The sequence below is a fragment of the Streptomyces sp. Ag109_O5-10 genome (assembly GCF_900105755.1).
Classification (GTDB): domain Bacteria; phylum Actinomycetota; class Actinomycetes; order Streptomycetales; family Streptomycetaceae; genus Streptomyces.
The window spans coordinates 3550777-3577162 of record NZ_FNTQ01000001.1 but is presented as its reverse complement, the minus strand read 5'-3'; the positions used below and the strand labels follow the sequence as shown (position 1 = coordinate 3577162).

The following is a 26386-nucleotide window of genomic DNA, read 5'->3' as shown; positions in this document are numbered from 1 at the left end:
CCCCGTACCCGTGGCTCGTGCATCGGCGCGGGCGGGACACGTTCCCCCGGTCCCGCCCGCGCCCCGAACGTCACCCGCCGGTACCGGTTCACCAGGAGACGACGACCTTGTCGCCGTTCCGCACCTGCGCGAACAGATCCGCGATCGCCGCCTCGTCCCGCACGTTGACGCACCCGTGCGAGCCGCCCGCGTAGCCCCGGGCCGCGAAGTCGTAGGAGTAGTGCACCGCCTGCCCGCCGCTGAAGAACATGGCGTACGGCATCGACGAGTGGTAGAGCGTCGACACGTGGTGGCGGGACTTCCAGTAGACGTGGAACACACCCTCGCGGGTCGGGGTGTACTGCGCCCCGAACCGCACCGACATCGTCGACACCGTGCGCCCGTCGATCATCCAGCGCAGTGTCCGGCTGGTCTTGCTGATGCACAGCACCCGCCCGGTCAGGCACCGCGGATCGGGCGCGGCGGCCGGCTGACCGCCCATCAGGTACAGCTCCCACTTCCCCGGCCGGTGCGTCATGCGGACCAGCCGCTGCCAGGTCACGGCGTCGGTCTCGCCCGTCCGCGGCAGCCCGCGCCTGCCCTGGAAGCCCTCGACGGCCTGGGCGGTGAGGTCGTCGTAGATCCCCGTCGGCCCGTCGAACAGCCAGGCGACCTGGCGCAGCCGGGCCTGCAGCTCGCGGACGCCGGTACCGGTGTCGCCGCGGGTGTACACGATGTGCGGCGGGACCGTCTCGACGGCGGACGGCGAGGGGGTGCGCGCGGTCGGCGTGGTCGAGCCGGACGCGGTGGGAGCGGTGCCGACGGGTGCCGGGCCGCGCGGGAGGTCGATGTGGACGGGCGAGTGCCCCTTGGCGTCCCCGCCGCCCGCCGGCTGCACCGTGCACCCGCACAGCACGGCCAGTACGGCGGCCAGGACCCCCGAATACCCCGAGACCTTCATGCCGAGATGCTTCCCCGCGTGACCGCCGCCGAACAAGGGGGCATCGTGGGAACGGACAGACGTACTGGTGTATCGGCGTACCGCGGAGGTCACCGTCATGGCCCGTGAGTCGGAGTCCGGACTGCCCATCGAGCCGGTCTACGGTCCGGGGGACCTCGCGGGCTGGGACCCTGCCCGCAGCCTCGGCGACCCGGGCTCGTACCCCTTCACCAGGGGCGTCTACCCGACGATGTACACCGGGCGCCCCTGGACCATGCGCCAGTACGCCGGGTTCGGCACGGCCGCGGAGTCCAACGCCCGCTACCGGCAGCTCATCGCGCACGGCACCACAGGTCTCTCCGTCGCCTTCGACCTTCCCACCCAGATGGGGTACGACTCGGACGCGCACCTGGCGCACGGCGAGGTCGGCAAGGTGGGCGTGGCGGTCGACTCGCTCGACGACATGCGGGTGCTGTTCGGCGGGATCCCCCTGGACCGGGTGTCGACGTCGATGACGATCAACGCCCCGGCGGCCGTGCTGCTGCTGTTGTACCAGCTGGTGGCGGAGGAACAGGGCGTGCCGGCGGCGGCGCTGACCGGCACGATCCAGAACGACGTCCTGAAGGAGTACATCGCGCGGGGGACGTACATCTTCCCGCCCAAGCCGTCCCTGCGGCTGACCGCGGACATCTTCGCGTACTGCCGGGCGGAGATGCCGAGGTGGAACACGATCTCGATCTCCGGGTACCACATGGCGGAGGCGGGGGCGTCTCCGGTGCAGGAGATCGCCTTCACGCTCGCGGACGGGATCGAGTACGTGCGCACGGCGGTCGCGGCCGGCATGGACGTCGACGAGTTCGCGCCGCGTCTGTCGTTCTTCTTCGTGGCGCGCACGACGCTTCTGGAGGAGGTCGCCAAGTTCCGGGCGGCGCGCCGGATCTGGGCGCGGGTGATGCGCGAGGAGTTCGGGGCGAAGGACCCGAAGTCGTTGATGCTGCGGTTCCACACCCAGACGGCCGGGGTGCAGCTGACGGCCCAGCAGCCGGAGGTGAACCTGGTGCGGGTGGCGGTGCAGGCCCTGGGCGCGGTCCTCGGCGGCACCCAGTCGCTGCACACCAACTCCTTCGACGAGGCGATCGCGCTGCCCACCGCCAAGAGCGCCCGGCTGGCGCTGCGCACCCAGCAGGTGCTGGCGTACGAGACCGACGTGACGGCGACGGTCGACCCGTTCGCGGGGTCGTACGCGATCGAGCGGATGACCGACGACGTGGAGGAGGCGACCCTCGCCCTGATGCGCAGGGTCGAGGAGCTGGGCGGCGCGGTCGCGGCGATCGAGCACGGTTTCCAGAAGGGCGAGATCGAGCGGAACGCCTACCGCATCGCGCAGGAGACCGACGCCGGCGAGCGGGTCGTGGTCGGCGTCAACCGCTTCCGGCTCGACGAGGAGGAACCGTACGAGCCGCTGCGCGTCGACCCGGCCATCGAGCGGCAACAGGCCGAGCGCCTCGCCGGGCTCCGCGCCGACCGCGACCGGGCGGCCGTCGCCAGGGCTCTCACCGCCCTGCAGAAGGCCGCCGAGGGCGACGACAACGTGCTGTACCCGATGAAGGAGGCGCTGCGGGCGCGGGCCACGGTGGGCGAGGTGTGCGACGCGCTGCGTGAGGTGTGGGGGGTGTACGTCCCGGCGGACGTGTTCTGACGGTGCGTTCGGGCAGGGCGTCCCGATGGTGCGTGGCGGACGGCACCCGGGGCGTTGTCGGACCCGCGTGCGAGACTACTTCTCATGTTCGGCGTCATCGATCTCCCCACCTACCTGGCAGGACTCGTCCTGATCGTCCTGCTGCCCGGCCCCAACTCCCTCTACGTGCTGTCCGTCGCCGCCCGGCAGGGGATCCGGGCCGGTTACACCGCCGCCGCGGGCGTGTGGTGCGGGGACACCGTGCTGATGACGCTGTCGGCGGCCGGGGTGGCCTCGTTGCTCAAGGCCAACGCCGTGCTGTTCGGGATCGTGAAGTACGCGGGCGCCGGCTATCTCACCTGGCTGGCGATAGGGATGCTGCGGGCGGCCTGGGCGATGTGGCGGTCGCGGAAGCAGCAGGCGGCGGAGCGGACGGCTCCGGCCGCCGCCCCGGCGCAGGAGCGCCCGTACCGCCGCGCTCTGGTGATCAGCCTCTTCAACCCGAAGGCGATCCTGTTCTTCATCGCCTTCTTCGTGCAGTTCGTCGACCCGGGGTACGCGTACCCGGCGATCTCCTTCGTCGTCCTCGGCGCCTTCGCCCAGCTGGCCAGCTTCCTCTATCTCAGTGCCCTGATATTCAGCGGCACGAGGCTGGCGGACGCGTTCCGCCGCCGCAGGCGGATGTCGGCGACGGCCACCTCGGCGGCGGGGGTGCTGTTCCTCGGGTTCGCGGTGAAGCTGACGCTGGCCAGCGCCTGAGTCAGGGCCCGAGCCCGAGCCGCCGGCCGGCCCGGGCGGCAGGGTCACAGGTGTTCGGTCAGCCGTTCGGCGGCCCGGTCGGCCCGTTCCGCCCTCCTCCCGGCGATCCGGGCCGGGCTGCGCGGTCGCCGACGAGGGCCCGCACCGTGGCGCCCTAGTAGGGGCGCGGAGAACTGCGCGACCGGCCAGGAGGGCGCCGCGGACTCCACGCGGCCCGGCCCGGAGCTGTCAGCGGAGCGCTGGCACCCCGGCGCGCGCCGCGTACGGCCGCAGACCCTCCGCCGTCTCTCCCGCCCAGCCCACATAGCCGTCCGGGCGGATGAGGAACACCCCCGGGCCGTAGGACTCCGGGGCCGGCAGGCCGCCGAGGCCGGTCACCGGTTCCGGGGCCAGCAGCGTCCAGTGCGGTCCCCGGAACGCGTCGAACATCCGCACCCCGTCCGCGTTCCGCCCGTCGGGCGCGCGGTCGCCCGCCCGCACCGGTCCCGGGTTCGCCCGGGTCTCCTCGGTCAGCGAGGACTCCCGGTAGTGGATACCCAGCTGGACCGTGGCCTCGCCCCGCCGGATCTCGCCGTTGTGGACGCCCGTCGAGAGGCCCAGCATGGCGGCGGCGTTCGCGCGGCGCTCCTCCTCGTAGGTGTCGAGGAGCGCGTCCGGCGCCCGTCCGGCGAGCACCGCGGCCAGCTTCCAGCCCAGGTTGTAGGCGTCCTGGACGCTGGTGTTCAGGCCCTGGCCGCCGACCGGGGAGTGGACGTGGGCCGCGTCACCGGCCAGGAAGACCCGGCCCACCCGGAACCGGTCGGCCAGCGCGGCGCGGGGCCGGAAGTCGGAGGCCCAGCGCACCTCGGTGACGTCCGCCGCGTCGAGGTGGCTGTACGTCGTCACCAGCCGTCGCAGGCCGGCCAGGGACAGGTCGGTCTCCGTGCCCTCGGGCAACCGGGCGCCCAGCTGGAACTCGTCGGTGCCGGCCAGCGGGCACAGTGCCACACCGCAGCCGTCGTCGCCGACGAAGGTGTGCCAGTGGTCGCGGTCGAGGCCCCGCACCCGCAGGTCGGCCACGAGGAACGGGCTCGGGTCGACCGACTCGCCGGTCATCCCGACGCCCACCGCACGCCGTACGGTCGAACGCCCGCCGTCCGCCGCCACGACATACCGCGCACGGGCCGTCGTCCCGTCGATGAAGCGGGCGGTCACCCCCTCGGCGTCCTGCTCCAGGCCGGTCAGCCCGCGCCCGAACGCGACCCGGCCGCCGAGCTCCCGCAGGCGCGCGTACAGCACCTCCTGCGTGCGCCACTGCGCGACCATCAGCGGCTCGGTGTACGGCGTCCCCTCGTCCGCCGGCACCGCGTCGAACATCGGCTTCGTGCCGAGGGGTTCGCCGTTCTTCCAGAGCAGCCGGGGCGGGTAGGGGCCGCCGGCCGCGCGCATCGCGTCGAGCACGCCGAGATCGTCGTACACCTCCTGGGTGCGGGGCTGGATCCCCTTGCCGCGCGAGCCCGGGAACAGCTTCTCGCCCGCCTCCACGACCAGTGCGTCCACCCCGCGCCGGGCGAGGTCGATCCCGAGGGCGAGCCCGGTCGGTCCGGCGCCGACGACCAGTACATCCAGCGTATCCATCACATTTCTCCTTAACGCCGTTAAGTGCCGTCGGGGGCCAGGTTGCACTTAACGTTGTTAAGCTGTCAAGCGTGAGTACGGAACGACGCACCCCTCTCGACCGCCGCCGGGTCGCCGACACGGCCCTGCGCCTGCTGAACGAGGTCGGTCTGGAGGGGCTGACCCTGCGGGCCATCGCCAAGGAGCTGGACGTCAAGGCGCCGGCCCTGTACTGGCACTTCAAGGACAAGCAGGCGCTGCTCGACGAGATGGCGACGGAGATGTACCGCCGGATGGTCGCGCAGGCGCGGCTCGACCCCACCGAGAGCTGGCAGAACGTGCTGCGGACGACGGGCCGCGGACTGCGCGCGGCGCTGCTCGGCTACCGCGACGGAGCGAGGGTCTTCAGCGGCTCACGCTTCACGGGCGTCGAACACGCCCCGGAGCAAGAGGCCTACCTCCGTGTCATGACGGAGGCCGGCTTCACCCTCGCCCAGGCGGTCCGCGCGGGCATGGTGACGAACGCCTACACCATCGGCTTCGTCATCGAGGAACAGAGCGTCGTACCCCTCTCGGGCGTGCGCCGGGAGGGGTACGACGTCGAGGAACGCGCCCGCCTGATGGCCGACTTCCCACTGGCGGCGGAGGCGGGCAGGGAGATCTTCGACGACTACGACCGGCACTTCGAGGAAGGACTGGAGATCGTCATCGCGGGGATCGAGGCGCGGTGGGGCTAGGACGGGTTCCCGAGTCGGGTGGGCGACCGGTCGAGAAGGCCGGAATCCTCGCCCTTCAGGGCGAGGGGCAGGTCAGTTCATCGCCTTCCGGATGGCCCGGGTGAGCACCGGCGGCAGCAGGTCCCGGGCGACCCGCCGTACCCGGCTGGGCCGGCGGGGCGGAGTGGCGGGGGTGGCCGGCCGGGGCGCGGGCGCGGGCTCCGGTTCCGCCGGGACGTCCGCGTAGCGCGCCGGCGGGAACTGCGGTGCCTGCATCCCCTTGGACTTCAGCCGTACGATCCGGTGGCCGGCCGCCGTCTGGGTGCTCAGGTGGCAGTCGGTCCGCTGCTTGATCATCTCCATCAGCGCCTCCTGCACCGGCTCGGCGTCGCCCCAAGTGCCGTACAGCTTCTGGGTGCTGAGGCAGATCGGGTTCAGTCCGCCGTTGAGGACGGCCTCCCAGGCCGCTATGGAGACACCGGGCGTGTGCTCGGAGCGGAAGTCGTCGAGGACCACGATGCCGTCGGGCACGAGCAGTTCACGCGCTGCCTTTATGTCGCCGTGCACGTGCTCGTACAGGTGCGAGGCGTCGACGTGCACGAACCGGCAGGAGCCGGGGGCTACTTCGGTGGGGACCACGGAGCTGGGGCCCTGCAGTATGCGGGGGAGTTCCTCGTGGAAGGCGAGGTAGTTCTGCTCGAAGATGCCTCGGGTGAGTTTGCTGTAGGACTTCGTCGACTCGGCCCGGTTCGCGTCGTCCGGGGCGTCGCCCTCGAAGAGGTCGCAGACCGTGTACGTCTCGCCGGGCCGCAGGTGCCGGGCCGTGAAGATCGCGCTCTTCCCCATGTAGGTCCCGACCTCGAGGAGGTCGCCGCGCGTTCCGGCCTCCTCCTGGCGGCTCAGGAACCAGTCGAAGAGCACCTGGTCGAGCACCGGGAACCAGCCGGGGACGTCGTCGAGGCGGCGGGGCGGTCGGGTCGTTTCCTGGGTGGTTGTCGCCATGCGGAGAAGGCACTCCCTCGGTACACGGAACGGCGGTCGGTGGAATCCCTGCGGAAAACCTGTGCACAGGCAAGGTTCCAAGGTGCCTGCCCGCCACGCCGGTCCGAAACCCAAGCAGAGATGAACGCCGGGCCAACATCGGCATCAGGCGTTTTTCAGGGCCCGCTTCAGGCGCGGTCCGAGGGGAGTCTCCACGAACCGGTGCATGAGCCAGGCGAGCCCCAGCATCCCGAGGACCGTCACCGCCAGCGTCGGCCACGGCGGCAGCCCCCACGCCCGGTGCAGGACCCGGATCACGAACCAGCCCAGGTGTTCGTGTACCAGGTAGAAGGGGTACGTCAGCGCCCCGGCGGTGGTCAGCCAGGGCCAGGCCGCCCAGCGCGTCCAGCCGGCCGCCACCGCGGCGACGGCGGCGAAGGCGAGGGTGACGAGGAGCATCACGACGTACGGGTCACGGGGCGAGCCCGGGTGCCACAGGCCCTGCGTCGCCGTGCGCATGCCGAGGATCCAGGAGAGCGCCACGATCCCCCAGGGCAGCAGTCCGTGGCCGAAGCGGTGGACGAGGTAGAGGGCCAGGCCGCCGACGAAGTACGGCGCGTACGCGGGCATCACGACCAGCTCGGCCCAGGCGCCTCCGGTCGCGGTGGACAGGACGGCGGCCATGGTCCACACCGAGCAGAACAGCACCACCCTGCGGTAGGTGACGCCCGGCAGGACCACGAGGAGCGCGAACAGGGCGTAGAAGCGCACCTCGACCCAGAGGGTCCAGCAGACGCCGAGCACGCGGGGCACCCCGAGCGGCTGTTGCAGCATGGTCAGGTTGACCAGGAACTCGTCGAGCCGCACCGGGTGCACCACCGCCGGCAGTGCCACGGACGCCCCGGTGATCAGCGCGAGGGCGACCCAGTACGCGGGGTAGAGGCGGGCGACCCGGGAGCGGAAGAAGTCGCCGAGGGAGCGGCCCCAACTGCTCATGCAGATCACGAAGCCGCTGATGACGAAGAAGAACTGGACGCCGAGGCAGCCGTAGACGGCCGCCCTGGACAGGGTCGGGAAGACGTGGTCGGGGTTCTGGTGCCAGGAGGCGGAGACGACGCCGCCGCGGCCGGCGTAGTGGTAGAGGCAGACCATCAGCGCGGCGGCGAGCCGCAGTCCGTCGAGGGCGAGGAGGCGGGGGCGGGGCCGTCCGGGTGGGGCCGGAACGGCCGTGATCCGTGCAGGCGGTGAGGGCAGTGGGGGGGATGCGAGTGGCATGGTCCGGGACGCCTACCCGGGGACAGGCCGCTAATCATCCGATCGGCTCGGACATCGCCGGTACGAAGGAGGTGCACCGCCGTCACCTGGGTGAATCACCGGAATACCACAGACGGTGGCCCCGATAATTCATATGACGGTATGTATTTGTTCGTTCGCCGGCCATGCGATCGGCCGGCGAACGACGGGTCGTACGAGCGCTCAGTCGGACTTCAGCAGCCGGGCCGAGCGGTTGGACAGCTCGATGCGGATCGACTCCTTGCGGGCCAGCTGGCGTATCGCCTTGCCCCGGGCGCCGAGGTCCCCGGCCACGCGGGAGATCTCCGACCACACCCGGCCCCGGTCGCCGCCCGCGATGGCCGCGGCCGACAGCAGCCGGAGCGCCCCGTCGGTCTCGCCGCGCGAGGCCCGTATCTCGGCCATGCCGATGAGCACGTCCACCGGCTGTCTGCGGCGCAGGATCTCCCAGCCCACGCGCAGCGCCTCGTCCTGCCGGCCGGCCGTGAAGTGCCGGGTGAAGTCCTCGTTGAGGTACTTGGCGTGCCGGGAGAGCACCGCGGAGAACGGGCCCTCGGCATAGGCCGTCTCGCCGTCCGGCTCCTGCCCCTCGGGGGCGTCGGCCGCGACGGCGGCGGGCAGGGCGCGTGCGACGCCCCCGGGGCCGGCCAGGTTCAGCGCGGTCGTCATCCGGGCGGTGAAGGCGGAGATGTCGAACAGCTCCTCGACGTCCTGGTACTCGTCCTCCGCCACCTCCTCCTCCAGCACGCGCCGCAGCGCGTCCAGCGCCGCCGCGGGCGTGTACTCGGCGAAGGACCGGTAGCCGGGCACCCCCTCCAGCACCTCGCGAGAGCCCACCCGGTGGTACGTGACGGTACGCAGCCGCTGCTGCACCGCCTCCACCACCGACAGCGGCATCGGGTCGTCCATGCTGGACAGGAAGAACACGTCGGAGTCGGCGAGCTCCTCGCGCACCCGGTCGCGGGAGAGCGCTCCCATCCACTCGACGCGGTCGGACAGCAGCGTCGAGGAACTGATCCGCCAGGTCTTGTGGCCGATCCACGCGAACTCCCACGGCAGGCCCTGCGTGTAGGCGAGTTCCGCGACCCGCGAGAACAGGTCGAGGCCCTTGCGGTCCTGCATCGAGCCGACCATCACGATCCGCGGCCGCTCCCCGGGCGTCCGCCGGGCCAGGGTGCGGTGGGTGTCCTGCGGGACGGTGTTGTAGACGACGACCGGGTCGCTCACGCCGAGCTGCCGGAACATGTCGGCCTGGGCGGTGGAGACGCACAGCACCTTGACCTTGGGCAGCACCTTGACCATCTCGGCGTGCCGCAGCGCGTGCTGCTCGCCCTCGAAGTTCATGACGTACTCGGTCTCGTGGGCGTACACCACCACGGAGCGGCCCAGGGCGACCAGCGCCTCCGTCAGCTCGTTGGCGAGCGGCGAACGCCAGAACGGGGCGAGGCTGTTGATCAGGACGACCTCGGCCTCCGCCAGGTCGGCCAGCACGTCCTCGGTGCGCGTGTACACGCCGAGGTCGAAGTAGCGGATGTCGACCGGGTTCTGGGCGAGCAGCGCCTGGGTGTAGGTGAGCACGGGGATCGCCACACCGGTGACGTAGGAGAACCCCAGGCCCAGCACGGCCAGCGAGCGCGGCCGGTTGAGCCGCTCCTCGACGGCGCGCAGGGCCCGGTCGGCGCGGGAGCCCCCGGCCGCCTCCTCGACGGGCGCGGGCCGGCGGGGCGCGGGCCGCGCGGCCGGGACCTCGGCCTCCTCGATACGGCGCAGGACGCGGGAGGGGACGTCGTCGTGGAAGGTGATGAAGTGCTCGACGGGCTCACCGTGCGCGTTGGGCGTGAACTTGCCCGTGCGCTGTAGTTCGGCGGTGACGTCCACGAGCTCGCCGACCGTGCCGACGTTGCGCAGCAGCGGGTGGTTGAGCGTCGGGAAGACGATGTTCAGCGCGGGCGGGCTGAACAGGACGAGCGGCGTGCCGGCCCGCAGCGTCTGCAGGTAGGTGGTGGAGAAGAAGGTGATCGCGAGGTCGTAGCCGTCGAGGGACCCGGCGTCCAGGAGCGCGCTCTCGTCGAGCACGGTCACGTCCGGCAGGGTCCCCAGCCAGTCGAGGTGGCCGCGGAGTGTGGAGGGGTGCGGCTTGATCTCCACCTCGCCGAAGCCGGTGAGCGCCGCGCACAGCTCGGTGAGCTGCTCCCGGTGGTCCTTCCTGGAGAGCTTGCGCTGGTCGCTGAGCGGCTGGTCGAGGACGACGATGCGCAGCGGCTCGTCGGCGCCCTTGGTGTGCCGGTGGGCGGCGGAGCGGGCCGCACGCAGCAGCTGGGGGTCGTCGCTGTGGCCGAGCGCGCCGGTGATGTGGACGGGCACGTTGCTGTCCGCGGAGCGGAACATCAGGTGCTGGGCGGTCGCCGGGCCCCACACGCAGACGGCGGCGGGGGACGAGGAGCCGTAGTACCAGTTCTGGTCGCGCAGGCCCGGGTCGGTCCGCTTGAAGTGGAAGTCCAGGTGCCCGTCCTGCACGAGGACCAGCGGCAGCGTGTCGCGCAGTTCGCCGGCCACCCGGCGGCCGCGCTGCGACTGGTCGTTGAAGAACACCAGCCGGTCGACGCGCTCCTGCGCGGTGTAGGCGCGGACGCGGCGGCCGACCTCCTCCAGGAACTCGTCGCCGCTGATCGGCTCCTCGACCTGGAAGAGGTTGTGCACCTTGAGGTCGTCGAAGCGGGCCGCCGCCTCCTGCTCGATCCATCCGGCGACATCGCCGTCCCGGTCTGCCGTGACCAAGTGGAAGGAGTGTGCCTCGGCTCCCGGCGCCTTCATGATCTCCGAGGCGAGACCGACACCGTTGCGGTTCTCGACAAACACAGCGATACGCATGGACGCAATCAATCTGCAGTGGGGCGGTCAGTTTTTACCGTGATCACACCCGAACCTTTATGTGAGTGAATGAAATACGACCTCGTTCGGCCGGGGATCGAACCGATGGGGAACCTTGGGTGAACTCTGGGAGACATCGGGTTGTGCGGCGGGACAAAAGCGGGAAGTGAGCAAGTAAGAAGCCCCTCGCTCTCACAGGATTTTCATACCTTGTGAAAACGAGGGGCTGCGACGGCGCCTCTTCCCGGTGCGGTGCGGTGCGGCACCGCTTCTCAGCGCTTGACGGCCTTCTGCAGTGCCCGGGCCCGGCGGACCATCCGCCGGGCCGTGGCGTTGCGGGGGATGAAGGCGAGCCGTCCCGGGATGCCACCGGGCAGACCGAGGGAGGTCAGCCGCTTGCGCTTGAAGTAGCGCTTGGCAGTACCGCTCTGGTGCTTGCTGAGATAGTGCTCGGTCTCGGCGCGCAGCTGCGGGTAGATCTTCGGCTGCATGGCGAAGCCCACCGCGCGGATCAGCTCGCCGAGCGCCGCCACGCTCATCCGCGGACGCTGTTCCTCGACCGCCCTGCGGTCGGTGAGCTCGGGCACCAGCGCGTCCACGACGGTGACCGGGACGCGGTTGCTGTTCTCGTACGGCGTGAGCCTGTCGAGGAGGGTGTCGGTGCCGACGCGGGCGGTCGGCAGGCCGTACAGCGCGGACGCGGTGAGCAGCGCGGTGGAGAAGCAGCCGACGACCAGAGCGGGACGCATGCGCTGGTAGAGCACCTCGGCGAGGACCGTGGTGTCCAGGACCGTGAGGTCGACCTCGAGCTTCTCGGCCTCCTGCTCCAGGGTGCGGGCGAACCGGGCCGGGGCGGAGGGGTGCGGCTTGAAGACGACCTTGGTGTGGCCGAGTCCGACGGCGCCCTGCAACATCCGGACGTGCAGGTTCTCCTCCTGCTCCGGGGTGAGGATGTCGAGCGCGGACAGGTACTGGCCGAGCAGCAGGGCCGGTTCCTCGATCGCGGGCAACTCGTCTCCGCTGGGGGCGAGTTCGGCCAGTACCTTGGTGAACGCCGCGGTCGGCACGACCTCGCCGTCGACGCCGAACTCGGTGAGCAGCATCGGCTTCAGGCCGGGCACCAGGTCGAGGTGGAGGACGCGGTCGACACGGGTGCCGACCAGCGGGTCGATCTTGTTGCGGGTCGGGCCGTAGCTCATCAGGCCGTCGGCGTAGACCGTGACCGGAGCGCCGTTGAAGATCTGGGTGAGGCTGAGCGAGGGATTGACCTGGATCGACTCGACGGCGATCTCGACGTCGTCGTCGCCCAGCTGCCACTCGTGGCGCAGGAAGCGTTCCCACAGCGGGAAGTCCTCCGGGCGCGGAGCCCAGCCGCCCGGGTGGAACGGGAAGATCGTCTCGTTGTACGAGATCACGTCGTCGAAGCGGTCGCGCAGCCGCTCGAACCCCGGTGCCTGGTCCAGGCCCGGGGTGGTCTCGGGGGTCGCCGCATTGTTGCAGACCAGCAGGATGCGCCGGTCGGCCGGGCGGAAGGCGCCGGAGTCCAGGGCGGCGGCGAGGGTGGCCGTGCCGTAGAGGGTGGACGCCTGGAAGATCTGGGTGGTCACGCGGCGGCTCCCGCGGGGGCGGGACGGCGGCGCAGCCGGCGCAGCGTGGTGGCGCGCTGGAGGTCCATGGAGTCCAGGGCCTCGCCCAGCACGTCCTGCGGCATGCGCCGCAGTGCGGCCGCACTCATGGATTTCAGCTTCTTCGCCACCGCGGGCTCGAACCTTTCGATGGATCCCAGATGATGGGAAATGATGGCGCAATACGTGCGGACGGCCTTCGGCAGGAGTTCCTTCGCGTCGGCGTCCTGCGCCGTTTCCTCGATCACCTGGTCGAACGCGCGAATGAAATCGAGCTGACGGACGTCGCCGATCTGTGTGAGCGAAGAGGCTACGCCACGCCGGTAGAAGACACCGAGCAGGTTCACCGCCGCGAAGGACGCGGCCTCCCGGTGCAACTTCCAGATCCACGGCCGGTCCTCGGCCGTGCGCAGCCCGTCGGTGAAATGCACGAGCCCCTGGTCCACCAGACGGCGGTGGTAGACGCCCGCCCACGCGTAGGCGTAGTCGACGGAGGTGGACCGGTCGGCGGGCAGGATGGCCTCCCGCGGGTTCAGCACGACGTTGCGGCGGCCGACCGGCACCCGGTGCACGACCCGGGCGCGCGCCGTGCACTGCACGTGGTCGGTGCGGACGAAGTCGCAGCCCAGCGACTCGATCGCCTCGACCAGCTGGGGGTAGTAGCCGGGCGCCAGCCAGTCGTCGCCGTCCAGGAAGGTCACGTACTCGCCGCGCGCCTTGTCGATGCCGGTGTTGCGCGCGGTGGCCAGCCCTCCGTTCAGCTCGTGTCTGACATGGACCGCGCCGGGGAGTTCGCGCTCGGCCCGCGCGAGAATCTCCGGTGTCCCGTCGGTCGAGCAGTCGTCGACGAGAATGAATTCGAAGTCCTCACGCGCGTTCGCGCGCAGGCTCCTCAGGGTGTCGGGGGCGTATTGCTGCACGTTGTAGAACGGCACGATGACGGAGAGCTTGACCACGTGAAGGACGTTAGGGGGACGCCCGTCATCCGTCTTGTCTGTCTCCTTGAATCCAGGTGAACGACGCGTGGCGAAGCTGTGAACCAGATGATTTTGAGCGCTTATCCCGAGCTGATTCCCCATCCGGAGACGTGTTGTTAACCTTTTGTTGGATTCGGGTTGGGGAGTTCCTCGGAATGGCTTCCTAGCGTCTTCGATGTGCCAGCAAGTGCAACGAAGTCCCTGCGGGTGGCCGTCCTGGCGGACTCCGACACCCGGTGGAAGTGGGGGGCGCTCACCGCGAAGCGCCTGATCCCCAAAGAAACCGATGATTCGGACGCCCGGCTCGACGGCTACCTCCTGCGCGGCCGTGCCACCCCGACCGCCCGCCAGCTCCAGGAGGTCGGCGTCCACGCGGACTCGCTCCGCGAGGTGACGGCCGTCGAGTTCCTGCGAGAGATGGAACAGGAGTCCTACGACATCCTGGTCCTCTCCCTCGTCGGCGGCGGCACGCAGGCCATGCTGCACGGGCTGCGCAGCGCCTGGGCCGGCCGCGGGAAGCGGCCCGTCGTCGTCACCGGCTACGTGGGCGTCGTCTACGAGAAGCTCGCCGACGGCCTGTTGCTGCGGCACGGCGCGGACCTCGTCCTCGCCAACTCCCGCCAGGACGCCGACCGGTTCCGGGCGGTGTACGACGGGGTCGGCGCCGACTCCTCGTCGGTGACCGAGGTCGCGCTGCCGTTCCTCGGCGGGGCGCCCTACGAGGGCGAACACAACCCGTACACCGTCGTGTTCGCCGCCCAGCCCTCGGTCCCGGACAGCCGCAAGGACCGCACCTACCTGCTCGACCGGCTGATCGCGCACGCCCGCAGGCACCCCGAGCGGGAGGTGCTGCTCAAGCTGCGCTCCAAGCCCGGCGAGCACACCACCCACATCGAGGAACTGCCGTACCAGAAGCTGGTCCAGGGCAAGGACGTGCCCGCCAACTTCCGGCTGGTCTACGGCCACATGGGCGAGGTCCTCGACCGCACCGACCTGCTCGTCACGATGAGCTCGACGGCCGCCCTGGAGTCCCTGCACCGCCGGATCCCCACCGTCGTCCTCACCGACCTCGGCATCCGCGAGGCGCTCGGCAACCACCACTTCGTCGGCTCCGGCTGCCTCGCCTCCTGGGACCAGCTCGACGCCGGACACCGCCCGGTGCCCGACGCCGAGTGGGTCTCACGGCAGGGCGTCGCCGCCGACGGCAGCTACGCCACCGCCTTCGACGCGGCCCGCGAACGCATCGCGAAGCTGCTGGCACGGCCGGGCGGGCTGCCCCCGCTGAACCCGTACTACACACCCGAGACCGCGTCCGGTTACCTGCCCGGCGTCCTGGCCCGCCACCACCTCGGCCCCGACGGCGTCCCGCTCCCGGGCGCGCCCGCCGCCGACAGGGCCCCGGGCCCCGTCCGCCAGATCGTGCGCCGGGCCGCACGCGGCGCCTACCGCCACGGCGTCCAGCGGGTCGCCCCCGTGATCCGACGAATGGGAGAGCTGTGAGCGACCGGATCCCGCGTCAAGGAGCCCCGCTCCAAGCGTCCGAAGGAACTGAGCCGATGTCCCACCCCGAAGGGGCCGTAGTGCCCCGCGTCCTCGCCGTGATCCCCGCCCGGGGCGGCTCCAAGGGCGTCCCCGCCAAGAACCTCGCCCCGGTCGGCGGCGTCCCGCTGGTCGCCCGCGCGGTCCGCGAGTGCGTCGCCTCCCGCCTGGTCACCGACGTGGTCGTCTCCACCGACGACCAGGCCATCGCCGCCGCCGCCCGCTCGGCCGGCGCCGAGGTCGTGCTGCGCCCCGCCGCCATCGCCGGCGACACGGCCACCTCCGAGGCCGCCGTCCTGCACGCCATGGACGCCCACGAGGCGCTGCACGGCGCCACGGTCGACGTCGTGCTCCTCGTCCAGTGCACCAGCCCGTTCATCGTCCGCGAGGACATCGACGGGGTGGTCGGCGCGATCGTCGAGAACGGCGCCGACACGGCCCTGACCGTCGCTCCCTTCCACGGTTTCGTCTGGCGCGACGAGGTGCACGCCCCGGTGCCGGTGGGCGCGGACGAGGCCTTGGCGAGCGGCGGCTTCGGCGTCAACCACGACAAGTCGTTCCGCCCGCGCCGCCAGGACCGCCCCCAGGACTTCCTGGAGACCGGCGCCGCCTACGCGATGCGCGCCGACGGCTTCCGCGAGCACCAGCACCGCTTCTTCGGCCACACCGAACTGGTGCGGACCGACCCGGCGCGCGTCCTGGAGATCGACGACCACCACGAGCTCGCCCGCGCCCGCGCCCTGGCCCCGCTCTTCGACGCGGACCGCCCCGGCGCGCTGCCGACCGCCGACGACGTCGACGCGGTCGTACTGGACTTCGACGGCACCCAGACCGACGACCGGGTGCTGATCGACGCCGACGGAAAGGAGTTCGTCTCCGTGCACCGCGGCGACGGACTCGGCATCGCCGCCCTGCGCAGGAGCGGGCTGCGGATGCTGATCCTCTCCACGGAGCAGAACCCGGTCGTCGCCGCCCGGGCCCGGAAGCTACAGGTTCCGGTCCTGCACGGCATCGACCGCAAGGACCTCGCGCTCAAGCAGTGGTGCGAGGAGCAGGGCATCGCGCCCGAGCGCGTGCTCTACGTCGGAAACGACGTCAATGACCTCCCGTGCTTCGCCGTAGCCGGCTGGCCCGTGGCGGTCGCGAGCGCCCACGACGTCGTACGCGGCGCCGCACGCGCGGTCACCACCCTCCCCGGCGGTGACGGCGCGATCCGAGAGATCGCCAGCTGGATCCTCGGCCCCTCTCTCGAATCCCTCCCGAAGTAAGGACATCCCACAGTCATGAGCACCTCCCGCCTGCGCCAGTTCGGTTCCCGTGAGGTCGGCCCCGGCCGGCCCGTCTACATCTGCGGCGAGATCGGCATCAACCACAACGGTGAGCTGGAGAACGCCTTCAAGCTGATCGACGTCGCCGCCGAGGCCGGCTGCGACGCCGTCAAGTTCCAGAAGCGCACCCCGGAGATCTGCACCCCGCGCGACCAGTGGGACATCGAGCGCGACACCCCCTGGGGCCGCATGACCTACATCGACTACCGCCACCGCGTGGAGTTCGGTGAGGACGAGTACCGCCAGATCGACGAGTACTGCAGGACCAGGGGCATCGACTGGTTCGCCTCCCCGTGGGACACCGAGGCCGTCGCCTTCCTGGAGAAGTTCGACGTCCCCGCCCACAAGGTCGCCTCCGCCTCCCTGACGGACGACGAGCTGCTGAAGGCGCTGCGCGCCACCGGCCGTTCGGTCATCCTCTCCACCGGCATGTCGACCCCGAAGCAGATCCGCCACGCGGTCGAGGTCCTCGGCTCCGAGAACATCCTCATGTGCCACGCCACCTCCACCTACCCGGCGAAGGCCGAGGAGCTGAACCTCCGCGTGATCAACACGCTGGAGAAGGAGTACCCGAACGTCCCGATCGGCTACTCCGGCCACGAGACGGGTCTGCAGACCACCCTCGCCGCGGTCGCGCTCGGCGCCACCTTCGTCGAGCGCCACATCACCCTCGACCGCGCCATGTGGGGCTCCGACCAGGCCGCCTCGGTGGAGCCGCAGGGCCTGCAGCGTCTGGTCCGCGACATCCGCATCATCTCCGAGTCCCTCGGCGACGGCGTCAAGAAGGTCTACGACTCCGAGCTCGGCCCGATGAAGAAGCTGCGCCGCGTCAGCGGCGTCGTCGCCGAGGCGGAGATCGCCGCGGCCGCCGGCGAGCCGGTCCAGGTCTGACACCTCTGTTGTTACGACGACGGGACGGTCGTACGTCGATGAGCCTCCGCGCCGGGAACGCCGGCCCCCCCACACTCGCGTTCGTCGAGAGTCCGGTGCAGCTGCTGAACGTGCTGGAGTGGGCGCATGTCCACGCCCTGCGCGGGGCGGCCGACCCCGTGCCGGCCGTACCAGGACAGGTACGGCGCCCGGCAACCGGCATATCCGCACCCGGCATGGAGCTCACGATCGTCGTCCTGTCCCCGACGGACCCCATGACCCGGGGCCAGCTGCGCCGTATGGCGGACCTGGCCCGGGACGAGGGGTACCGGGTCCGCTGGGAGGAGGCACGGGGCGGTACCGCCGCCCCCTTCCAGACGATCGGCGGCCTGGCGGGCTCCCTCCGCCGGGCCGACCGCATCGTGATGGGAGACCCGTTCTCCCGCTACGTACAACTGCTCCTGACCATCACCCGCGCCCGTGACCTGGTCGTGGTCGACGACGGCACGGCCACGATGGAGTTCGTCGCCCAGCTGGCGCGCGGCGAACGCCTGGTCCGCTGGCACCGCAAGGGCGGCCGGCCCGGCGCCCGGGACCTGCTCTTCGCGCCGGTCTCCTCCTCCGCACGCCGCCGCCTCACGCCGAGCGGCGGCCGCCGGGTGGAGGTCTTCTCCTCCATGCCGGTGACGGAGACGCCGGCCGGCGTGACGGTCACCGCGAGCGACTTCGGCTGGACCCGCGCCCGCTTCGGGCCGCCGCGCATCACCAAGGGCGCCGACATGGTGGGCACCTCCCTGGTGGAGACGGGCGTCGTGGACGGTGACCGCTACCTGGAGGCCGTCCAGACCCTGGCCAAGGCGCATGGCGCGACCCGCTACTTCGCGCACCGCCGCGAGAGCACCGAGAAACTCCACCGCCTGGCGGCCGAGACGGGCCTGGAGATAGTCCGCCCGGACCTCCCCCTGGAACTGATCGCCCGCCGCGGCCCCATCGGCCGTACGATCCTCAGCTTCCCCTCGACGGTCGTGCACACCCTCCCGCTGGCCCTGGCCGGCACCGGCGTCCGCGTGGCCGTCTGCGACATCGACCCGGCATGGCTGACGGAGAACGCGTCACCGAGGGCGCAGGGGTTCCTGTCGGGCGTCACGGGTTCGGCCAAGGACGTGCATCGGCTGGCGGCGGTCGCGGGCCCGGCCTGAGCGCACCGTCCCGTAGAGGGCGCGGGGCTGTATCCAGGTGCGGCCACCGCGCGGGCGCGACAAGCCGCGACGCCTCAGCAGGCCACGGGTGACGGTCATGCGAGCTCCTGGGGTGCGGGGTGTGCCCCGGGGGCGAGCGGCCGGTCGGGGCGCACGGCCACCTCAAGGAGGAGTGGTGCGCTGCGGTGCGCCAGGTCCGGCAGCAGCGTGTCGAGCTCGGCGAGCAGCTCGGCCCAGCCGGTCACCCGGCGGGCCGGGCAGCCCAGCGAGCGGGCCAGTCCGCAGACGCTGACCTCCTCGAAGGCCGGCCAGGGCGGCTTGCCGCCGTGCCGGTCGGCGAGCTGGTCCATGACCGCGTAGCGGCCGTTGGCCAGCACGACGAAGAGCGCGCCGACGCCGTAGTGGGCCGCCGTCCACAGGGACTGGATCTGGTAGAGCGAGGACCCGTCGCCGACGACCGCGACCACCGGCCGTTCCGGGGCGGCCATCCGGATCCCGATCGCGGCGGGCAGCGCGAAACCGAGCCCGCCCTGCGCCGCGCTGAGGAACCCGAGCGGCTGCCGGGCCGGTACCAGCGCGTGCAGGTCGGGCCGGCTGGACGGAGTCTCCTCCACCAGGACCGTGTGCGCGGGCAGCCGCTCGGCGAGGGCGGCCAGGACCTGCGCGGCACGCAGCTCCTCGCCCTCGCGCGGGGGGCGGGGCGCGGCCGGCCGGCCGAGGACCGGCATGGGGGCCCCGGACCGGTCCCGCACCCCGGCGGCCAGCTCGCCGCAGAACGCCGGCAGCGGCGCGACGACGGCCAGCTCGACGGGCGCCCGCTGGGCCTCGGCCGGGTCGTCGGTGACGACGGCCAGCCGCGTCCCGCCGCCGGTCAGGGGACCGTCCTCGTACGGGTTCTGCCGCAGCACCGGCGCGCCCACGGCCAGGACCAGGTCGTAGGGGGCGAGCGCGGCGCGCAGCCGCCCGCGTTCGGCGGGCAGGTGCCCGGCGAACAGCGGGTGGTCCTGAGGGAAGCCGGCCCGCGCCCCGAACGGCTCCTGCCACACCGGGCAGCGCAGCCGCTCGGCCAGCACGGTGAGCGCCCGCCAGGTCGCCGCGTCGTCCGCACCGGCTCCGACGACCAGCGCCGGGCTCGCGGCCGCGTCCAGCAGGGCGGCCACCTCCCGGACCGCGCCGGCGTCGGCGGCGGTGGCCTGCCGCAGCGTGCCCGGGGCGGGCACCGGGAGGCCGTCCGCGGGCTGCGCCCAGTCGTCCATCGGCACGATCACCAGCGCCGGGCCCCGCCCGACGCGCGCCGCGTGGGCCGCCCGGCCGATCGCGCCGGGCACGTCCTGGGCGCGCACCGGCGTCTCCACCCGTACCGGATAGTCACCGGCGAGTCCGGCCAGCCGCCCGGCGAGGAAGGGCTCCTGGGCGAGGTGGCGCCGGTCCTGCTGGCCGACCAGCACCACCAGCGGGGCCCGGTTCTCCCGGGCGGTGGCCAGCGCGCCGACGGCGTTGCCGAGCCCGGCCGTGGTGTGCAGCAGGACCAGGGCGGGTTCGCTCCGGGCGAGGGCCCAGCCGGTGGCGGCGCCGACCACCGACCCCTCGTGCAGCGCCAGGACGAAGTCGAGGTCGTCGGGGAGGTCGGAGAGCAGCGCCACCTCCGTCGAACCCGGGTTGGCGAAGAGGGTGGTGAGGCCGTGCAGGCGCAGGACGTCGAAGGCGGCGTCTCGCACAGTGCGCATGGTGTGGGGTTCCCTTTCCGTGACGAGGAGGCCCTGGGACTCGGCGCCCGTCAGGCCGACTTGCCGCTGCCGCTGCCGCTGCCGCTGCCGCGGCGCGGGTCGCGTACCGCTGTCAGCAGGCAGAACCCGGCGACGATGATCGCCGCGTCCAGCCACACCGCCGCCGTCCAGCCGCCGGTCCGGTCGCGGAGCACTCCGCCGACGGCGGGCGAGAGCACGGCGCCGGTCTCCCCGATGAGGTTCTGCATGCCGAAGGCCGAGCCGCGCAGCCACCTGGAGGCGCTGCGCGACGCCACCCGGGAGACGGCCAACCTGCTGGTCCTCGACGGACCCGACGCCTTCTTCCTCGACGGGCTGGAAGGCCCGCGCACCCTGCGGGTCGCGCCGCGCACGGGCGACCACCTGGCCGCGTACGGCGCGGCCGGAGGCAAGGCACTGCTCGCCGAACTGCCCCCCGAGGCGGTACGGATGCGCTATCCGCAGGGTCTCGGCCGCCTGACCGACCACACCCTCCCCGACGTCGACGCCCTCCTGGCCGACCTGGCCGTCTGCCGGGCCCGGGGATACGCGCTCAACTTCGACGAGAGCGTCACCGAGGTGCACGCGGTCGGCGTGCCGGTCCGGGACTCCGCCGGGCTGTGCGTGGCCGCGATCACCGTCTCGGCGCCGGGCACCCGGCTCGGCCACGCCGACGTCGAGGGACTCCTGCCGCCGCTGCGCAAGGCCGCGTCCGGCATCGCGGCCGACCTGGGGTGAGGCCCGGGCGACGACCACCGGATCCACAGCGGCTCCCGCGCCGGTCACATTTCCGCGTTCCGCTCCGTCAGTGCGGTGACAGCGACACGACAGCGCTCATCGAGGAGACGACGATGGAAGCACGCTCGATCACGGCAGAGGTTCCGACGACCCCCCGGATGTCCGACGACCCCGCGCAGCTCGTCCCCGAGCTGGCGGACGTGTCGGCGGCACTGTTCCGGGTCACCGGCAACGGCTCGGTACCGCGCCCCACGATCAGCCTGGTCCAGCTGCGGGCCGGTCAGATCGTCGGCAGCACCTACCTGACCGTCCTGCACACGGGTTTCCTGCGGAAGGCCGGGGAGACGGAGGAGCGGATCACCTCCGTGTCCTCCTGGCAGGACTCGCCGTACTTCACGGCGGCGGAGCGGGCGGCCCTGGCCCTGACGGAGGCCGTGCTGACGCCTCCGGCGCACGGCGAACGGGTCCCCGACGACCTCTACGCCCAGGCGGCCGAGGTGTACGAACCGAAGGCCCTGGCCACCCTGATGTTCGTGATCGGCCAGGTCAACTTCTTCGTCCCGGTCGCTCTGATCGCCAAGCCGGTACCGGGTCGGGCGTTCAACGCGCCGTGGAAGTGAGGCGGTGACGCGGGCGCGCCCGGCCGGGCGCGCCCGTAGCCGCGCCGACCGTATGGGCATACTGTCGGCTGATCGTTTGATTGCCGCGCGGAGTGGGGGGGTTGCTGTGGGGCTGATGGACCGCATCCGCGGTGAGTTCATCGACATCATCGAGTGGACCGACGACGGCCGGGACACCATCGTGTGGCGCTTTCCGCGCTATGGCAACGAGATCAAGATGGGTGCCCGGCTCGTGGTGCGCGAGTCGCAGGTGGCCGTCTTCGTCAACGAGGGCCGGCTGGCCGACGTCTACCAGCCGGGCACGTACACCCTGTCGACCCAGAACATGCCGGTCCTGTCCACCCTGAAGGGCTGGAAGCACGGCTTCGAGTCGCCGTTCAAGGCCGAGGTCTACTTCGTCACCACCCGGCAGTTCACCGACTTCAAGTGGGGCACCCAGAACCCGGTGATCCTGCGGGACGCCGAGTTCGGCATGGTCCGGGTCCGTGCCTTCGGCACCTTCGCCGCCCAGGTGGTGGACGCCGCCGCGCTGCTGCGCGAACTCGGCGGCACCGACCCGCAGTTCCGCACCGAGGAGGTCGGCGAGCACCTGCGCCGGCTGATCGTCTCCAAGCTGGGCTCCGCGCTCGGCGCCTCCGGCGTACCGCTGCTCGACCTCGCCGCCCGCCAGGACGGCATCGGGCAGCAGCTGGCCAAGGCGCTGACCCTGGAGCTGTCCGCCACCGGTATCGCCATCCCCCGGTTCTACATCGAGAACATCAGCGTCCCGCCGGAGGTCGAGGCGGCGATCGACACCCGCTCCCGGATGGCGGTCACCGGCAACCTCGACGACTACGCCAAGCTCCAGGCGGCCGACGCGATCCCGCTCGCCGCCGCCAACCCCGGCACCGGCGGCGACGCCCTCGGTCTCGGTGTGGGCATGGCGCTGGGCCAGCGGATCGTGCAGAGCACGTCCGGTACGGCCCCTGCCGCGGTCCCGCCGCCGCTGCCCACCGCGCCCCGCTGGTTCATCGCGGTCGGCGGACAGCAGCAGGGCCCGTACGACGAGAGCGCGCTGGCCGGGCAGGTGGCGGCCGGCAACCTGAACCGGACCACGCTGGTCTGGCGCACCGGGCAGGCCGCCTGGCAGCCCGCGGACCAGGTGCCGGAGCTCGCTTCACTGCTCGCCGACGTCCCGCCGCCGCTGCCCCCGCAGGGCTGAGAACGGAGAACCGAGTTGACGGATCAGGACGTCGTGCCGGCGCCCGACCGGGCGTTCCAGTGCGAGGCGTGCGGCGGGGTCAGCGAATACGCGCCCGGGACCTACGCGCTGCGCTGCCCGTACTGCAGGCACGAGCAGGACATCACGCCGATACCGCGACAGGTGACCGAGCACCCGATCGAGGAGCTGGCCGCGCTGCCCCGGCGGGCCGTGGCGCCCGGCCGGACGAAGGTGTACACCTGCCCCGGCTGCCACGCGGTGACCGAGAGCGACACGCTCAGCGACACGTGCCAGTTCTGCGCCACGCCGCTGGTCTCCGACGCCGCCGGCACCGAACGCGTGGTGCCCGAGGCGGTGCTGCCCTTCGGAGTGGACCGTGACCAGGCCCGTGCGGCGCTGGCGAAGTGGACCAGGTCGCGCTGGTTCGCGCCCGACGAACTGAAGAAGGTCACCGAGGCGGAGACCTTCCGCGGCAGCTACCTGCCGCACTGGACGTACGACGCGCAGACCACCACCCACTACACCGGCGAACGCGGCGAGCACTACTGGGTGGAGGAAGAGGACTCCGAGGGCAACACCCGGCGGGTGCGGCACACCCGCTGGCACCACACGTCCGGGACGGTCGACCGGTTCTTCGACGACGTACTGGTGCCGGGCAGCGGCCAGGTACCGGTGAAGGAACTGGACAAGCTGACCCCCTGGCCGCTGGAGGAGACGGTTCCCTACCAGGAGGAGTACCTGGCGGGCTTCCGCACCGTCCGGTACGACGTCGAGCCGGAGGCCGGCCTGGAGTCGGCGAAGGCGCGGATGGCACCGGTGATCCGTGCCGACTGCCGGCGGGACATCGGCGGCGACGAACAGCGGGTGCACTCGGTCTCCACCGCCTACAGCGGCCTCACCTACAAGCTGGTGCTGCTGCCGGTCTGGTTCCTGACCTACCTCCACGCCGGCAAGGCATGGCCGGTCATGGTCAACGCCCGCACCGGCGAGGTCATCGGCGAACGGCCGTACAGCGCACTGAAGATCACCCTGGCATCGCTGGGCGCCGCGCTCCTGATCGCACTGGTGGTGCTGCTCGTGGTGATGCTGCGCAACTAGGGGCGCGGTACGTCCTTGAGGGCTGCGACGAAGAGGGCGAAGGACGCAGGCGGGAAGGTGAGGGTGCCGACGGTGGGGTCCTTGGAGTCGCGGACGGATATGCGGGTGGGGGAGGCCGCTATCTCTACGCAGGAGTCGCCGTCGCCGAAGCTTGAGTAGGGCGACTTCTGCCACCTGCCGGGAACGGACATCACAGTTCCTTCGCCACGCGGTTGATCAGGTCTCGGGACCTGTCGGGGTTGAGCGACGCGGCTTCCAGCGTACGGAGAAGTGTTCGAAGAGCGCCGAGTTGGCCCTCGGAGTCGACGTAGGCGGCGCCGTTCGGTCCGTCCCGCACCACGGTGTCCAGCTTGGACACGGCGCCGCCCGCGTACAGCATGGCGCTCGCCGCGCCCGCGAATCCCTCCTCGGTGAAGGGGATGACCCGCACGGTTACGTTGTCCGCCTCGGAGGCTTCGAGCACCTCGCTCAGCTGGGCTCGCGAAGCTGCGCGGTCGCCCACCATGATGCGCAGTGCCGCCTCGTGGATGATGGCGTCGAACGGTTTGCCGTCCAGGACAGCCTTGCGCCGCAGCCGGTGCTGCACACGCGACTCCAGCTCCCTCGGCGGAAGTTCCGGGACGCGGGAAATCGCCGCGATGAACGTGGACCTGACGGAGATCGAGCCGGTCGAGCGCCGGGTGGACACGCTGCTGCGGGCGGAGACGGACGAGGGGACGTATCTTCTGGTCGTCGAATCGCAGGGGCAGCCGGACGACCGTAAGCGGGGGAGCTGGCCGTATTACCTGTCCTACCTCTACGAGAAGTACCGGTGTGAGCCGGTGCTCATCGTGATCACGCAGAGCAGCGCGACGGCGAAATGGGCGGCGCAGCCGATCCAGCTCGGCCTGCGGGGATGGGAGTCGCTGACGGTGCGGCCGCTGGTGCTGGGGCCGGAGAACGTGCCGGTGATCGCGGATGAGCGGGAGGCGGTGCGGGACGTACCCCTTGCGGTGCTGTCGGCCATGACACACGGGCGGGGGCGGCACGCCCCGGCCATACTGGAGTCGCTGGCAGCCGCCGTGCAGACCATCGACCGCGACAGTGCCGCGGTCTTCGTGCAGTTCGTCGACTCGTGCCTGGTCGATCCCCAGGCGAAGCAGATGTGGAGGGACCTGATGACGGCGATCCAGTACTTCTGGCGGCACCCGTTGGCGGAGCAGGTGCGCGAGGAAGGGCGTGAGGAAGGCCGGATCCAGCAGTGCGCAGAGATGGTGCTGCGGGTCCTGGAATGGCGTGGCATTCCGGTGAGCGAGTCCGTTCGAGAGCAAGTGGACGCCTGTACGGAGCTGGACCAACTGGAGGTCTGGGCCCAGCGCGCAGTGCACGTCACGGACGCCGCGGAGCTGTTCGCCGAGGAGTGACCGTCGGGCCGCGGGCGTGGGTGGGGTGGCACGGATCCTCCTGCCACGCGCGGCAGGTGTCCCCTCGCTCCGCCTGGGAAGTCGGGGGGTACAGCTTGCCGCGTACGGTCGCGGCGTGGACGGAGGGCGGATTTGCGTGCGTACCGTCGGTGTGGAGGAAGAGCTTCTGCTCGTCGACCCGGAATCGGGTGAGCCCAGGGCGTCGGCCGCGGCCGTGCTGGCGCGGGCCTCGCTGGTGGATCCGGGGCAGGACGTGTTCGAGAAGGAGCTCTACGGGCAGATGCTGGAGTTCGCCACCCATCCACAGGCGGACATGGCGGAGCTGGGGGAGGAGATCGTCCGGTGCCGCAAGGAGGCCGCCCGGCTGGCCGGGGAGCTGGGGTGTGCCGTCGTCGCGCTCGCCTCCTCGCCGCTGCCCGTCAGCCCCTCCATCAGTGTGAACCCGCGGTACCAGTGGCTGGCCGAGCAGTACGGCATCGCCACCCGGGAGCAGCTGGTGTGCGGATGCCATGTGCATGTTGCCGTGGAGTCCGACGAGGAGGGGGTGGCGGTTCTCGACCGCATCCGGCCGTGGCTGCCGGTGCTCGTCGCGATCAGCGGGAACTCGCCCTTCTGGCAGGGCAACGACACCGGCTACTCCAGTTACCGCAGCCGGGTGTGGGCGAGGTGGCCGTCCGCCGGTCCGGTGGAGCTGTTCCGGACCGCCGAGCGCTACCACCGGCTGGTGGCGGACATGGTGGCCACCGGCGTGATCCTGGACGAGGGGATGGCCTACTTCGACGCCCGGCTGGCCCAGCGCTACCCGACCGTGGAGATCCGGGTCGCGGACGTCTGCCTGCGCGCCGGGACCGCCGTGCTCGTGGCCACCCTCGCCCGCGCGCTGGTGGAGACGGCCGCGCGGGAGTGGCGGGCCGGGCGGGAGCCCGTCGACCACGGGGTGGGGCTGCAGCGGCTGGCCGGCTGGCGGGCTGCACGGTCCGGGCTCGGCGGTGAACTGCTCGATCCCGGCACCATGCGGCCCCGCGCGGCCGCCGCCGTACTGGAGTCACTGCTCGCGCACACCCGGGACGCCCTGGACGGCAGCGGTGACCTGGCGGCCGCGGAGGAGGGCGTGGAGCGGCTGCTGCGGTGCGGCAACGGTGCCGTCGAGCAGCGGGAGCTGCTGGCCGGCTCCGGGAGCCTGCGGGACGTCGTCACGGGGTGCGTGCAGCGCACCCAGGAGTGATGCCC

23 protein-coding genes and 1 pseudogene are annotated in these 26386 nt (G+C 71.7%); 13 read left to right on the top strand and 11 right to left on the bottom strand.

The features are described from left to right. Nucleotides 1-88 precede the first annotated feature (88 nt). A complete protein-coding gene (locus BLW82_RS16290; protein ID WP_093499493.1) occupies nucleotides 89-940 on the bottom strand; it encodes a L,D-transpeptidase family protein in 852 nt (283 codons plus the stop codon). 97 nt (nucleotides 941-1037) lie between these two features. Between BLW82_RS16290 and BLW82_RS16285 the strand changes: the two genes are divergently transcribed. Both BLW82_RS16285 and leuE read left to right on the top strand, forming a co-directional pair. After that, nucleotides 1038-2618 (top strand): acyl-CoA mutase large subunit family protein, encoded by a 1581-nt coding sequence (locus BLW82_RS16285; RefSeq protein ID WP_093508077.1) that lies wholly within the window; start codon nucleotides 1038-1040, stop codon nucleotides 2616-2618. A gap of 84 nt (nucleotides 2619-2702) precedes the next feature. Beyond that, entirely contained in the window at nucleotides 2703-3356 is a 654-nt protein-coding gene (gene leuE / locus BLW82_RS16280; RefSeq protein ID WP_093499492.1) for a leucine efflux protein LeuE, read from the top strand. 228 nt (nucleotides 3357-3584) lie between these two features. On the opposite strand, the gene BLW82_RS16275 is transcribed toward leuE, so the two are convergent. Then, a complete protein-coding gene (locus BLW82_RS16275) occupies nucleotides 3585-4973 on the bottom strand; it encodes an FAD-dependent monooxygenase (protein WP_093499491.1) in 1389 nt (462 codons plus the stop codon). 71 nt (nucleotides 4974-5044) lie between these two features. Between BLW82_RS16275 and BLW82_RS16270 the strand changes: the two genes are divergently transcribed. After that, nucleotides 5045-5689 (top strand): TetR/AcrR family transcriptional regulator C-terminal domain-containing protein, encoded by a 645-nt coding sequence (locus BLW82_RS16270; protein ID WP_093499490.1) that lies wholly within the window; start codon nucleotides 5045-5047, stop codon nucleotides 5687-5689. Nucleotides 5690-5761: 72 nt separating this feature from the next. Here the strand turns inward: BLW82_RS16270 and BLW82_RS16265 are convergent, their stop codons facing one another. The 5 genes from BLW82_RS16265 to BLW82_RS16245 all read right to left on the bottom strand — a co-directional run bounded on the left by BLW82_RS16265 (nucleotide 5762) and on the right by BLW82_RS16245 (nucleotide 13394). After that, a complete protein-coding gene (locus tag BLW82_RS16265) occupies nucleotides 5762-6670 on the bottom strand; it encodes a class I SAM-dependent methyltransferase (RefSeq protein WP_093499489.1) in 909 nt (302 codons plus the stop codon). Between the two features lie 144 nt (nucleotides 6671-6814). Then, on the bottom strand, nucleotides 6815-7924 hold the full coding sequence (locus tag BLW82_RS16260; RefSeq protein ID WP_093499488.1) for an acyltransferase family protein: 1110 nt from the start codon (nucleotides 7922-7924) through the stop codon (nucleotides 6815-6817). Between the two features lie 201 nt (nucleotides 7925-8125). Continuing rightward, entirely contained in the window at nucleotides 8126-10813 is a 2688-nt protein-coding gene (locus BLW82_RS16255) for a glycosyltransferase family 4 protein (RefSeq protein ID WP_093499487.1), read from the bottom strand. Nucleotides 10814-11085: 272 nt separating this feature from the next. Beyond that, a complete protein-coding gene (locus BLW82_RS16250) occupies nucleotides 11086-12420 on the bottom strand; it encodes an alpha-2,8-polysialyltransferase family protein (RefSeq protein WP_093499486.1) in 1335 nt (444 codons plus the stop codon). After that, a complete protein-coding gene (locus BLW82_RS16245; RefSeq protein ID WP_093499485.1) occupies nucleotides 12417-13394 on the bottom strand; it encodes a glycosyltransferase family 2 protein in 978 nt (325 codons plus the stop codon). The genes BLW82_RS16250 and BLW82_RS16245 overlap by 4 nt, the downstream gene beginning before the upstream one ends. A 198-nt stretch (nucleotides 13395-13592) precedes the next feature. Between BLW82_RS16245 and BLW82_RS16240 the strand changes: the two genes are divergently transcribed. The 4 genes from BLW82_RS16240 to BLW82_RS16225 are packed head-to-tail and all read left to right on the top strand — an operon-like array spanning nucleotide 13593 to nucleotide 18351. Then, a complete protein-coding gene (locus BLW82_RS16240; RefSeq protein ID WP_093499484.1) occupies nucleotides 13593-14915 on the top strand; it encodes a DUF6716 putative glycosyltransferase in 1323 nt (440 codons plus the stop codon). Between the two features lie 56 nt (nucleotides 14916-14971). Further along, nucleotides 14972-16222, top strand: a complete 1251-nt coding sequence (locus BLW82_RS16235; protein WP_093499483.1) for an acylneuraminate cytidylyltransferase — start codon at nucleotides 14972-14974, stop codon at nucleotides 16220-16222. A 15-nt stretch (nucleotides 16223-16237) separates the two neighbouring features. Then, the gene (locus tag BLW82_RS16230) at nucleotides 16238-17173 is read left to right on the top strand and encodes an N-acetylneuraminate synthase family protein (protein ID WP_093499482.1); all 936 of its coding nucleotides are present in this window, start codon (nucleotides 16238-16240) and stop codon (nucleotides 17171-17173) included. Between the two features lie 38 nt (nucleotides 17174-17211). Beyond that, nucleotides 17212-18351, top strand: a complete 1140-nt coding sequence (locus BLW82_RS16225) for a hypothetical protein (protein ID WP_093499481.1) — start codon at nucleotides 17212-17214, stop codon at nucleotides 18349-18351. A gap of 95 nt (nucleotides 18352-18446) precedes the next feature. On the opposite strand, the gene BLW82_RS16220 is transcribed toward BLW82_RS16225, so the two are convergent. Continuing rightward, nucleotides 18447-20078, bottom strand: a complete 1632-nt coding sequence (locus BLW82_RS16220) for a thiamine pyrophosphate-dependent enzyme (RefSeq protein WP_093499480.1) — start codon at nucleotides 20076-20078, stop codon at nucleotides 18447-18449. 50 nt (nucleotides 20079-20128) lie between these two features. After that, entirely contained in the window at nucleotides 20129-20326 is a 198-nt protein-coding gene (locus BLW82_RS45465) for a hypothetical protein (RefSeq protein ID WP_256215826.1), read from the bottom strand. Here BLW82_RS45465 and BLW82_RS16210 point away from each other — a divergent pair. The 4 genes from BLW82_RS16210 (at nucleotide 20325) to BLW82_RS16195 (ending at nucleotide 23753) form a co-directional block, all read left to right on the top strand. Then, on the top strand, nucleotides 20325-20834 hold the full coding sequence (locus tag BLW82_RS16210) for an IclR family transcriptional regulator (RefSeq protein WP_256215825.1): 510 nt from the start codon (nucleotides 20325-20327) through the stop codon (nucleotides 20832-20834). The two genes, BLW82_RS45465 and BLW82_RS16210, sit on opposite strands and share 2 nt — an antisense overlap. Nucleotides 20835-20947: 113 nt before the next feature. Beyond that, nucleotides 20948-21454, top strand: a complete 507-nt coding sequence (locus tag BLW82_RS16205; RefSeq protein WP_093499479.1) for a carboxymuconolactone decarboxylase family protein — start codon at nucleotides 20948-20950, stop codon at nucleotides 21452-21454. A 106-nt stretch (nucleotides 21455-21560) separates the two neighbouring features. Then, complete coding sequence (locus BLW82_RS16200) at nucleotides 21561-22655, top strand: SPFH domain-containing protein (RefSeq protein WP_093499478.1); 1095 nt, start codon at nucleotides 21561-21563, stop codon at nucleotides 22653-22655. A 15-nt stretch (nucleotides 22656-22670) separates the two neighbouring features. After that, nucleotides 22671-23753, top strand: coding sequence for a TFIIB-type zinc ribbon-containing protein (locus BLW82_RS16195; protein WP_093499477.1), 1083 nt, complete (start codon nucleotides 22671-22673; stop codon nucleotides 23751-23753). Here the strand turns inward: BLW82_RS16195 and BLW82_RS16190 are convergent. Both BLW82_RS16190 and BLW82_RS16185 read right to left on the bottom strand, forming a co-directional pair. After that, on the bottom strand, nucleotides 23750-23944 hold the full coding sequence (locus BLW82_RS16190; protein WP_093499476.1) for a DUF397 domain-containing protein: 195 nt from the start codon (nucleotides 23942-23944) through the stop codon (nucleotides 23750-23752). The genes BLW82_RS16195 and BLW82_RS16190 overlap by 4 nt on opposite strands. After that, nucleotides 23944-24339 carry a Scr1 family TA system antitoxin-like transcriptional regulator gene (locus BLW82_RS16185; protein WP_177232967.1) on the bottom strand — a complete coding sequence of 132 codons (396 nt, stop codon included), beginning with the start codon at nucleotides 24337-24339 and terminating at the stop codon, nucleotides 23944-23946. The genes BLW82_RS16190 and BLW82_RS16185 overlap by 1 nt, the downstream gene beginning before the upstream one ends. 37 nt (nucleotides 24340-24376) lie before the next feature. On the opposite strand from BLW82_RS16185, the pseudogene BLW82_RS16180 reads away from it, so the two are divergent. After that, nucleotides 24377-25156: pseudogene (locus BLW82_RS16180) on the top strand (hypothetical protein); the annotation flags it as partial. A 136-nt stretch (nucleotides 25157-25292) separates the two neighbouring features. Beyond that, nucleotides 25293-26381, top strand: a complete 1089-nt coding sequence (locus BLW82_RS16175) for a glutamate--cysteine ligase 2 (RefSeq protein ID WP_093499475.1) — start codon at nucleotides 25293-25295, stop codon at nucleotides 26379-26381. Nucleotides 26382-26386: the final 5 nt, after the last annotated feature.